Source organism: Rheinheimera mangrovi, assembly GCF_003990335.1.
GTDB lineage: Bacteria > Pseudomonadota > Gammaproteobacteria > Enterobacterales > Alteromonadaceae > Pararheinheimera > Pararheinheimera mangrovi.
In genome coordinates this window covers 2,390,039-2,402,290 of sequence record NZ_CP034683.1, presented here as the reverse complement: position 1 = coordinate 2,402,290, position 12,252 = coordinate 2,390,039, and the positions used below count along the sequence as shown (strand labels likewise).

5 protein-coding genes are annotated in these 12,252 nt (G+C 46.2%); all 5 read left to right on the top strand.

Features of this window, described 5'->3' with window-relative positions; all coding sequences use genetic code 11:
• Positions 1 to 173: 173 nt before the first annotated feature.
• The gene (locus EK374_RS10815; protein WP_127023147.1) at positions 174 to 2,336 is read left to right on the top strand and encodes a DUF1302 domain-containing protein; all 2,163 of its coding nucleotides are present in this window, start codon (positions 174 to 176) and stop codon (positions 2,334 to 2,336) included.
• A gap of 20 nt (positions 2,337 to 2,356) precedes the next feature.
• Entirely contained in the window at positions 2,357 to 3,718 is a 1,362-nt protein-coding gene (locus EK374_RS10810; protein WP_127023144.1) for a DUF1329 domain-containing protein, read from the top strand.
• 76 nt (positions 3,719 to 3,794) lie between these two features.
• Positions 3,795 to 4,820 (top strand): WD40/YVTN/BNR-like repeat-containing protein, encoded by a 1,026-nt coding sequence (locus EK374_RS10805; protein WP_127023141.1) that lies wholly within the window; start codon positions 3,795 to 3,797, stop codon positions 4,818 to 4,820.
• A gap of 1 nt (position 4,821) precedes the next feature.
• Positions 4,822 to 7,140 (top strand): efflux RND transporter permease subunit, encoded by a 2,319-nt coding sequence (locus tag EK374_RS10800; protein WP_127023138.1) that lies wholly within the window; start codon positions 4,822 to 4,824, stop codon positions 7,138 to 7,140.
• A gap of 238 nt (positions 7,141 to 7,378) precedes the next feature.
• The gene (locus EK374_RS10795; RefSeq protein WP_127023136.1) at positions 7,379 to 12,214 is read left to right on the top strand and encodes an NAD-glutamate dehydrogenase; all 4,836 of its coding nucleotides are present in this window, start codon (positions 7,379 to 7,381) and stop codon (positions 12,212 to 12,214) included.
• Positions 12,215 to 12,252 lie beyond the last annotated feature (38 nt).

The window sequence follows — 12,252 nt, the reverse complement described above, 5'->3', positions numbered from 1 at the left end:
CAGGTGAAAGGAAAAAAACTGAATAGAAATCAACAGATTTGACTGATCGCAAGCCTTGCGCCACGATCAAAATGATGTAATGATTTCTTCGATACAAGCTGACCTCCGAGCAGTTGGTTGGCTCAAAATAAAAAATAACAAGATACCTGCAGGGACAGGGGGGGAGATAACGAATGAATACTAAGCCAGGTGCCTTCGTCAGAAGTACTTTAGCTCTGGGGGTCGCTTCTGCACTATTGGCCTTGTCGGCCACTAGCGTTCAGGCAGCGACTTTCGATTTTGATGATGTAGAGGTTGTATTTGACTCTACGTTCTCTTACGGTGCCAGCTGGCGCGCTGAAGACCGTAACTGGGATACCATCAGTAAGGTAAACCATCCACGTTTTGACTGGACAGGTTATTCGACTTTTGCCAATCCGCCTTTGTACACCAGTCAGCAAATTTGGTCACAACCAGGTGCATATTCCAGCAATGGTGATGCAGGTAACCTGAATTATGACCGCGGAGATATGTTCTCTGAAGTGTTCCGTGGTACTCACGAGTTATCTATTGCTAAAGATGATATCGGCTTTTTCGGCCGTTTCACCTATTTCTATGATTCAGCGTTAATGGATAACGATGGAGCTTATGTTAACCCTCTGTCGGGTAACAGAGTGGACCCTTGTGCCGATGATGATGCAAGAGATTTGGCGTGTCGTGATTTACGTTTATTGGATGCTTATGTATACGGCAACTTCGCATTAAACGATGGTGCGAATCCTCTGTCTATTCGTATAGGTAATCAGGTGTTGAGCTGGGGTGAAAGCACCTTCATTCCCCACGGTATCAATATTACACCAGTAGATGTTGGTGTATTGCGTAGCCCAGGGGCTGACCTAAAAGAGGCCTTTATTCCTGTAGGCATGGCGTGGGCGTCTTTAGGTTTAACTGAAAACCTTACCGCAGAAGTGTTCTATCAATACGATTGGAGTAATAGCTACCTCCCTGTACCTGGTAGTTATTTTTCTACCAACGATTTCGCCGGTAAAGGAGGGGCAGCGCAAAATATTCAACTAGGTTTTGCGGGTAACCCAGATATTGATTTATCAACTTTGTTAGCTGGCCTGAATTCTATCAGCACTAGCGCAGCCGGTCTGTTTGGCGTCTTACAGAGCCCGAATGCAACACCTCAGCAAAAAGCGGCAGCCCAATCTCAGTTGACTTTATTGTCTTCAGCGTATTTGTCGTATCCAACTAAAGTGACTTTGCGTCCAGCAGATGGTAACGGTTTTGTTGACGGCGAAATCAAGCCTAAAGACGCCGGACAGTACGGTGTTAAATTAGAGTTGTTTTCACCTGAGCTGAACGATACAGAATTCGCTCTGTATCACATGAACTATCATAGCCGCACTCCACTTATCTCTGGTATGGCATCTGATTTCCGAGCCGGCGCCATAGTTTCAGACTTAGCTTATTTAGCGGCAAACGCTGGGTCTATCACACAAGAAAATGTGTCAGGCTTAAGAGCGTTTTCTAAAGGCTTCCTGGAATATCCTGAAGATATCAAGTTATACGGATTTAGTTTTAACACCACTTTATCAGGCACTTCGATAGCGGGTGAGTTAGCTTATCGCCAGGATGAGCCATTACAAATCGACGATGTTGAAATTCTTTACGCCGGTATGCCTGAACAGCTCGCAAACGCGAAATTAAGCTCAGGCTTACCTTTAGAAGGTATAAGCCAAATTGGTCGTAGTTATGGTGAAAAAGTAGGACCAGGCCAAATTGCACAAGGCTATATTTTATCCGATACCACACAGGCTCAATTAACAGTTACTCACTTGTTTGGCCCTATGTGGATAGCGGACAACTTCACGATGTTAGCGGAAGTGGGCGGTATCAAAATTAATGATATGCCTGATCCTTCTGTATTGCGCTTAAATGGTCCGGGTACGGACCGCAGCGGCGGCCCTTTGTTGGGCACCATTAATGGTGGTCCATTGGTGAACAAGGACGGTGTGCATATAGCTTTATCTAATGGTGCCGAAACCAATCCTTTCCCAACTGCATCAGCTTGGGGTTACCGTTTATTAGCTAAAGCAGATTTCAACGACGTGTTTGCTGGTGTCAATATGTCGCACCGTGTTGTGTTTTCACACGACGTGAACGGAATTACGCCAGATCCACTGTTTATGTTCTCCAAAGATAAAAAGTCTGTGGGTTACACCGTTGCTTTTGATTATCTGAACCGCTGGTCTTCTGAGTTTTCTTACAATGCCTTCTGGGGCGGTGTAGGCACAACCAATAATACAGCGGATCGTGATTTTGTATCTTTTAACATTAAATACTCTATTTAAGGGACGAGGCGAGAACCATTATGAAAAAACTCACCCTGATTGCATCCACTATTGCGCTAGTTGTTAGCTGTGGTGCTATTGCGAAATTAACTCCGGATCAGGTCGCCCGTTTGGGTGCTGATTTGACGCCGCTAGGTGCGGAAAAAGCTGGTAATGCCGATGGCAGCATCCCGGCCTGGGAAGGCGGTATCAAATCAGCTCCTGCTGGGTATAAACCAGGTGACCATCACCCGGATCCATTTGCTGGTGATAAAGTACTGTTCACTATTGATAAATCCAATCTGGCGCAATACAAAAATATGTTAAGCCCAGGTCAGATCAAGCTGTTTGAAGCTTATCCTGACAGCTATAAAATGAATGTGTACCAAACGCGTCGTACAGCGTCTTACCCACAGTATGTCTATGATGCAACAAAGAAAATTGCAGCAAATGCCGAACTGGTTGAAGGTGGTAACGGTATTGTTAGCGCGGCTATAGGTATCCCGTTTCCTATTCCTTCCAACGGTTTGGAAGCCATCTGGAACCATACTTTACGTTTCCGCGGTGTAGCTGCCAGTCGTAACGGTGGTCAGGTTGCACCTACGGCATCTGGTGACTTTGTCACTATCGGCTTTGATGAACAAATCATGTTCAAATATTCGGCGCCTGATGCAACTGTAGAAGCGTTACAAAAAGAAAATATCCTTTTCCGCTTCAAACAAGCTGTTACTACTCCAGCTCGTCTGGCTGGTACAGCGCTGTTAGTGCATGAAACTATGGATCAGGTGAAAACACCTCGTCAGGCCTGGACTTACAACACAGGTCAACGCCGTGTTCGTCGTGCACCTAACGTAGCTTACGATGCACCAGGTACAGCTTCTGATGGTCTGCGCACAACAGATGACTTCGATATGTTTAACGGCTCACCAAACCGCTATGACTGGAAATTAGTGGGCAAACAAGAGCTGTTTATTCCTTACAACAGCTACAAACTGCACAGTAAAGACGTGAAGTATGCGGATCTGATCAAACCAGGTCATATTAATCCAGACTATGTGCGCTGGGAAAAACACCGTGTTTGGGTGGTGGAAGCGAACCTGAAAAGCGGCACCAGCCATGTGTATGGAAAACGTGTGTTCTTTATCGATGAAGACAGCTGGCAAATTCATGTCGCAGATCTGTATGACAACAGGGGCGAGTTGTACCGCGTTGCTGTAGCTCATGGTCTGAATTACTACGAAGTACCAACTCATTGGAGTACGCTGGAAGTTTTCCACGATCTGAACACTCGTCGCTATATCGCTATTGGTTTAGACAACGAAGACAAGATGTATGACTTCTCTGTGCCGTTAACAGATAACGACTTTACTCCAGCGGCTTTACGCCGTGAAGGTACCCGTTAAGCTGTAAACATGTAATAAACGGTTGGCTTGATGCCAACCGTTTTTGTTTCTAAATTGAAGCTGAGTGAAAACTCTAATGATGGTTAAACTTTTATCCTCTGTCGCAGCTATGCTGCTGACAACCCAAATTCACGCTGAGTCTGCAGTTGCGCCAACGCCGTCTTATATGATGCCTCTGGCAGAAAAAGCAGTTCTGACCGATTTAATCCGTGTCAACGATCAGCTGTATGTCGCAGTAGGCGATCGTGGTCATTTGCTGGTCAGTAAAAACAGTACCAGTTGGACACAAATTCAGACCCCAGTGCAAAGTTTGTTTACCTCAGTATATTTCTCTGATGACAAACACGGTTGGGCTGTAGGGCATGACGCCACTATTATTGCCACACAAGACGGTGGCCAAAGCTGGCAGTTACAGCAATTTAAACCAGAAACAGATAAACCGCTGTTTGATATTTTATTTGCTGACGCTACTAACGGTATAGCCTTGGGTGCGTACGGTATGTTTTACCGCACCACAGACGGAGGTAAAACCTGGCAGGATGAATTTCATCTTGAACTGGTGGGTGGCGAGGATCAGGAGTACTTAAAAGAGCTGCAGGAAACAGACCCTGATGCTTATCTGGAAGAACGGGCTTCGGTGTTACCGCATTTTAACCGTATCTATCAGCACAGTAATGTGCTGTATCTGATTGGCGAGGCAGGCTTTTTTGCCACTAGTGCAGATTTTGGTAAAAGCTGGACCCGTCATACAGAATTTTACAACGGTTCGTTGTTTGGCCTGACCATGACTGCTCAAAACAGCCTGATCGCTGCGGGCTTGCGTGGCCATGTGTTCCGAAGCACAGATTTGGGCCAAAGCTGGCAGGAAGTGAAACTGAACCATACTGCCACGCTGAACAGCGTGCTAACGGACGAAGCTGGCCGTGTCTATCTGACAGGAAATGCCGGCACTTTGTTAGTCAGCCAGGATGATGGCGTCAGTTTTACGTCAATGCCCACACCAGATAGTAAAGCCATTTTGAATGCCGTCGCAGTCAGGGATCAGCTGGTATTAGTGACCGAAGCTGGAATTCGAACCTTAGCAATCAAGAAGCCGGAATAACATGAGTCTGAACCGAATTGTAACCAGCTGTGAGACGGCGTTGTTCCGTCATAGACCCGCTGTGATTGTACTTTTTGTACTCGCTACTTTATTTTTATTATTTAAAGCCAGCCAAATTAAACTGGATGCAGCTTTTACTAAAAATATCCCACTGCAGCATGAATACATGCAAACCTATATGCAACATGCCAAAGATTTTGGTGGCGCCAATAATATTTTAGTGTCGGTTTGTGATGCCAAAGGCGATATTTTTAACCCGGATTTTTTTGCTTCCTTTAAAAAAATTCATGATCAGATTTATTACCTGCCAGGGGTAGACCGCAGTCTGGTTAAATCTTTGTATAGTCCAAGCACTCGTTTTGTTGAAGTGGTGGAAGATGGTTTTGCCGGCGGCCCTGTTATTCCTGCTGAGTTTTCACCTACGCCAGAAGGTTTGGCTGTGGTCAAATCCAACGTCGAAAAAGCAGGTATTGTCGGTCGTATGGTGGCTGACGATTTCAGTTGCGCCATGGTGACAGCGCAATTGCTGGAAGTAGACCCTGATACTCAGCAGAAGCTCGATACCATTAAATTTGCTTCAGAGCTTGAGCAACAGGTTCGGGGCCAGTATCAAAACGAAAACCTGAGTGTGCATATCATAGGCTTTGCCAAGATGGTGGGTGATGTAGCAGACGGTGCTAAAGGTGTATTGGCCTTTTTTGCAGTGGCTATAGTGATCACGGCTATTATGGTGTATTTGTTCAGCGGCTCAATGATGCTGACCTTGTTGCCTATTGCCTGTTCGTTAATCGCTGTCATTTGGCAAATGGGGATGTTGACTGTATTGGGTTTTGGTATTGACCCTATGTCCATTCTGGTGCCTTTTCTGGTGTTTGCGATAGGCGTTAGTCATGGTGTGCAGATGATCAATGCCACAGGTAAAAACGTGGCTTTAGGTATGGATGCAAAAACCGCAGCTCAGGCCAGCTTCCGTAAATTGTTGATCCCAGGTGGCATAGCGTTGCTGTCTGACACTGTCGGTTTTTTAACTCTGTTGATTATTGAAATTGGCGTTATACGTGAACTAGCCATTACCGCTAGTTTAGGTGTGGGTATCATCATTTTAACCAATCTGATCCTGTTGCCTGTTTTGATGTCCTATGTGAAATTCAGCGACAAGTACAAGCAAAAGGTCCAGACGCCACATCCGCGTATTGAAAAGTTCTGGTACAGCTTATCTGCTTTTGCTACGCCTAAGTATGCGGTGGTGATTTTACTCGCTACAGCCGCTTTATTTGCTTTGGGCTGGCAGCAAAGCGCTTATCTGAAAATTGGTGATTTGCACCCTGGTGCTCCGGCTTTGCATGAAGATTCGGTGTATAACCAGGATACCTTCCTGATCACGGACCGTTATGCCATTTCCGTCGATTACATCAATGTGATGGTGGAAACTCCGGCCAACGGCTGTACTTTCCACGATGTGATGAACAGAGTGGATCAATTCCAGTGGCAAATGGAAAATGTACCAGGCGTGCAGTCTGCTGTGTCTTTAGCTTCAGTGTCCAAAACCATCAATGCGGCTTACAACGAAGGTAATGTGAAGTGGAAAATACTGCCGCGTACCACTGAAAGCTTAGTACAAGCGTCCAGTCGGGTAGAAACCAGCACAGGTTTACTGAACAGCGACTGCTCAGTGATGCCAGTGATCCTGTTTTTAAACGACCATAAAGCCGAGACCATCGAAACTGTGGTGGCAGCAGCGAAAAAAGCTGGTGCCGAACTCAGCACAGATGAGGTGAAGTTTAAGTTAGCTTCTGGTCCAGTGGGTGTGATGGCGGCCACGAATGAAGCAGTAGACGCAGCTCAAACGCCCATGATGTGGTATGTCTATGGTGCAGTAATTGTATTGTGTTTAATTAGCTTCCGTTCTGTTAAAGCCACAGTGGCCGTTATAGTACCTCTTTATGTGGTGTCTATTCTGGCGACTGCGCTAATGACTAAACTGGAAATTGGTTTAACTGTATCTACTTTACCTGTGATAGCGCTGGGTGTAGGTATAGGTGTCGACTACGGTATTTATATTCTGTCGAATATGACGCAATTGCTGCGTGATGGCACACCGCTGCGTCAGGCTTATTTCACAGCGTTAAAAGAGACGGGCAGTGCGGTGCTCTTTACCGGTATCACTTTGGCCATTGGCGTCAGCACCTGGGTATTCTCTGCGCTGAAATTCCAGGTGGATATGGGCATACTGCTGACCTTTATGTTTTTAGTGAATATGCTAGGTGCAATACTGGTGTTACCAGCACTGGCGGCCTTTTTCTGGCGAAAAAACAACTAGTCATTACTTATGTAAAAAACTGCATGTTTAGACAAGAAAATGGCCGTAAGGCCATTTTCTATTTACAGTGGATGAATAACTTGTCAAATCAGCGATATTTATTCTGGTACAACCAGTTGCAAAGACATAAATAAAGCTCGAAAAGCCCGTCAATACTCAATAAACTTCGCACCTGACACGCTCTGTATGTAAGTAAACCCAGTCTTCGTAGTCTGAGGTTTCAAAAAAGGATACAAAAATGGCACTGATAGACGGTCAACCTTCTGTACTACTACAAAATGTAAGTAAACTAATTCGTTCTAAAGTCAAAGATCAGGTCGAACTGGTCGAAAAATTTGCCCACACTCTGTATGGCAATATGTCTCACGAAGATTTGTTTGGTCGTAACGACAGCGATTTATACGGTGCTGCGTTAAGTTTATGGCAAAGCTTCAATAATCATACCGATGCCAAGGCGTTAATCCGCGTGTTTAACCCTGAGATCGCTAAACATGGTTGGGAGTCCAAACACACTATTGTTGAAATCGTAGTGAAAGACAGCCCTTTTTTAGTGGACTCAGTGCGGATGGCTTTAACACGTCAATCCATTACTACTCACTTGTTATTGCATTACCCTTTGCAGACGCTCCGTAACGATAAAAACGACATCACGGACTTTTTCAAACTGGGCACTGTGGAGCAAGCCAGCACTGAACAAACTGTGTTCCATATTGAAATAGATCGCATGACAGACAAAGCTGCAGTTGAAGCTTTAACCTCTGAACTGCAATCTGTGATGGAAGATGTGTCTTTAGCAGTGCAGGACTGGAAGCCTATCCGCGAAAAATTATTGCAAGTGATAGCGGATTTACCAAAACAAGCAGCAGTGAATGCAACTGAGCTTGAACAAACCACTGAATTCTTAAACTGGATGGCCAAAGACAACTTCACTTTGTTGGGCTATCGTGAATACCGCATCAAAGCGGTGGAAGGCGATCATAAAATTGAAAGCGTCAACGACAGCGCCTTAGGTTTAATGCGGCGTTCTGTCTCGCGTGATTTAATGCTGTCTGATTTGCCACAACAGGCACGTAAACAAGCCTTAAACGCGTCCTTGCTGATCCTGACGAAAACCAATAATAAATCCCGTGTGCATCGTCCAGCCTATATCGACTATGTGGGTATTAAGCGGTTTGACGACAAAGGCCATGTAGTAGGAGAAGATCGCTTTATTGGCTTGTACTCTTCATCCTTATACAACAACAGCGCTGCTGATATTCCATTGCTGAAAAACAAGCTGGCCAAAGTGATGGCGAAGTCTGGTTTTGCCAATGGCACCCACGCTTACAAAGCCTTGTTGAATATTCTGGAAACTTATCCACGCGACGAGTTAATCCAAGCCACCACAGAAGAACTGTTGGATGTGTCGACCGGCGTACTGCAAATGCAGGAACGGGATATGACACGTCTGTTTGTGCGTAAAGACGCCTTTGGTCGTTTCGTCTCCGCTATGGTGTATGTACCACGTGAGCGTTATAACACTCAACTGCGTAAAGTGACCCAACAAATTCTGGCGCAGTCTCTGGGCAGCACTGAAGCTGTGGAATTTACCACCTACTTCTCTGAATCCGTGTTGGCGCGTACCCATTATTTCGTTCGGATCAACGATAACAATATCGAGTTTAATGTGAAAGAAATTGAACGCAATTTAGTTGAAGCGGCCCGTACCTGGGAAGACAAGCTGGAAGCTGCACTGGTTGGCCATTATGGTGAAGCCCGTGGTCGTGAACTGGCCCGTAAGTATTTAACCGCTTTCCCGTCGTCTTACAAAGACGAAATGTTGCCAAACGATGCGCTGGTCGACATTGAAAAAATCGAGTCGTTAAACGATGAACACCGTCTGGACATGTTGTTTTATCGTCCACAAGAAGAGCGTAACGACAGTAAAGCCGTGCGGCTGAACCTGTTCCACAAAGATCACCCAATTCACTTGTCTGATGTATTGCCGATACTGGAAAACTTTGGTTTACGTGTGATAGGCGAAACCCCTTATGCGGTGCGTTGCCCGGACGGTTCGGTCAGCTGGATATTAAACTTCGCGATGGAAGTCAACGGCGCTATGCCAACTGACTTTGAACAAGCTCAGCTGTCTTTCCAGGATTCGTTTGCCAAAGTATGGAAAGGCGAACTGGAAGATGACGGCTTTAACCGACTGATCTTAGGCGCAGGTCTAACAGGCCGTGAAGCCTCGTTGTTACGTGCTTATGCTAAATACAAACGTCAGATTGGCGGTACCTTCAGCCAGTCTTACGTCGAAAACGCTTTTGCCCGTTATCCAAAACTGGCGCATTTGTTAGTGCAACTGTTTAACACCAAGTTTGATCCACAAAACACTGGTGATACAGCAGCTATTGAAGCCATTGAGAAGCAGTTAAACGAGCAACTGGATAGCGTAGTCAACCTGGATGATGACCGTATTATCCGTCGTTTTGTGGCTATGATGTCAGCTACTTTACGTACTAACTACTTCCAGCCAAACCCGCAGGGCCAGCAGAAGAGCTATATCTCCTTTAAGGTGAAATCCTCTTTAGTGCCTGATATGCCTTTACCAGTACCTGCTTTTGAGATTTTTGTCTACTCACCACGTGTGGAAGGTGTGCATTTACGCGGCGGTAAAGTGGCCCGTGGTGGTCTGCGTTGGTCCGACCGTCGTGAAGACTTCCGTACTGAAGTCTTAGGTCTGGTCAAAGCTCAGCAAGTAAAAAACACCGTGATAGTACCAGTAGGTGCCAAAGGTGGTTTTGTTTGTAAAAAGTTACCAGAAACCGGTGGCCGTGAAGCCTTCTTAAACGAAGGTAAAGAATGTTACCGCACCTTTATCCGTGGTCTGTTGGATATTACCGATAACATAGTGCAGGGACAGATTGTTCCGCCAAAATCTGTGGTGCGTTTAGACGAAGATGACCCGTATTTAGTAGTCGCAGCTGATAAAGGCACAGCGACATTCTCTGATATAGCCAACGCTATTTCTGCTGAATACAATCACTGGTTAGGTGATGCCTTTGCATCAGGTGGTTCAAACGGTTACGACCACAAAGGTATGGGTATTACAGCCCGTGGTGGTTGGGAGTCGGTGAAACGTCACTTCCGCGAAGTAGGCATCGACTGCCAGACCACAGATTTCACTTGTGTCGGTATAGGTGATATGGCCGGTGACGTCTTTGGTAACGGCATGCTGTTATCCAAACATATCCGTCTGCAAGTGGCATTTAACCATATGCACATTTTTGTTGACCCAAATCCTGATGCAGCAAAAACTTTTGTTGAACGTGAGCGTATGTTTAACTTACCCACCTCGACCTGGGATGACTTTGATAAGTCACTGATCTCTGAAGGTGGTGGTTTGTTTATGCGCAGCGCCAAGTCCATCAAGCTGACACCACAAATTCAGCAGATGTTAGGCACGACAGCCGTCAGCCTGACACCAAACGAATTTATTCGCGCCGCATTGATGATGGACGTGGATCTGATTTGGAACGGTGGTATCGGTACTTACGTTAAAGCGACGGACGAAACTCATGCTGAAGTCGGTGACCGTGGTTCTGAGGCGGTTCGCGTTAACGGTAAAGAAGTGAAAGCCAAAGTGATAGGCGAGGGTGGTAACTTAGGTACTACTCAACGTGGCCGTATTGAATACGCGAACAACGGTGGCCGCATTAACACGGACTTTATCGATAACGTCGGCGGCGTAGACTGTTCAGATAACGAAGTAAACATCAAAATCCTGTTAAACGCTCTGGTAGCCAGTGGTGATATGACGCTGAAGCAACGCAACGAGCTGTTAGCGGCGATGACCACTGATGTGGCCGATATCGTGATTAACGACTGTTACCGTCAAACCCAGAGTATTTCTGTGTCTTCAGTGCTGGGCGCTGAGCAGATGAAAGAATACACGCGCTTTATCCATTCTCTGGAGAAAGACGGCAAGTTAAACCGTGAACTGGAGTTTTTACCTTCAGACGACGCTTTGGCTGAACGCACTGCCAAAGGTCAGGGTTTAACCCGTCCTGAGCTGGCCATTCTGACCGCTTACGGCAAAATGGTCATGAAAGAGTGGCTGGTGCTGCCGGAAATTTATGAAAACAGTTACTTCAAACGTCATCTGTTTACTGCATTCCCGAAAGTGCTGCAGCAAAGTTTTGCCAAAGAGATGGAAACTCACCCGTTAAAAGCTGAGATCATCGCCACCAAACTGGCTAACCTGATTGTCAACGACATGGGTGCTAACTTTGCTCAGCGTATGATGGAAGAAACAGGTTCTTCTATTGCTGAAGTTGCAGTGTGCTACACCATAGCGCGTGACTTGTTTGACGTGGAAGCGGTATGGAACAAGCTTGAAGAATTGGACAACGTGATCCCTGCAGCACTGCAGATCAAATTATTCCACCAGTTGCGCCGTACTATGCGCCGTACGACCCGTTGGTTCTTACGTCACCGTAACAAGGCGCTGGATATTCAGCAGACTATTGATTTCTTCAAACCAGCTTTTGTTGAAATCAGCAATAACCTGCAAAAATTACTGGCACCGGCCGAAGCTGAACAATTGGCAGCTAACGAGCAAGCCTTTATTGAACAAGCGGTACCTGCTGACGTAGCCCGTTATTTAGCTCAGCTAAGCACCTGTTTCTCTGTGATGGATATTGCCCAGGTGGCAGATGCAGAGAAAAATGGCCTGCTGCTGACTGCAGAAATTTACTTCAAACTGGGCGATCGTTTAGATCTGCACTGGTTCCTGGAGCAAATTACCCAGCAACCAGTAGCTAACCATTGGCAGGCTCTGGCTCGAGCTTCGTACCGCGAAGAGCTGGACTGGCAACAACGTGCGCTGTCTGCTGTAGTCGTTCGTGGTTGTGGTGGTGCTTGTGATGCAGAAGCTGTGATCGGCAGCTGGATCACAGAACATGAACCAGTACTGGCGCGCTGGCGTCAAATGCTGGCCGAGTTCAAAACCACCAAGAGCCACGAATTTGCCAAGTTCTCGGTGGCTTTGCGTGAACTGATGTTACTCAGCCATCACTGTGACCCTGTGAAATAATTCAGCTTCCAGCTAGAATACACCGGCTCTTTTTAGAG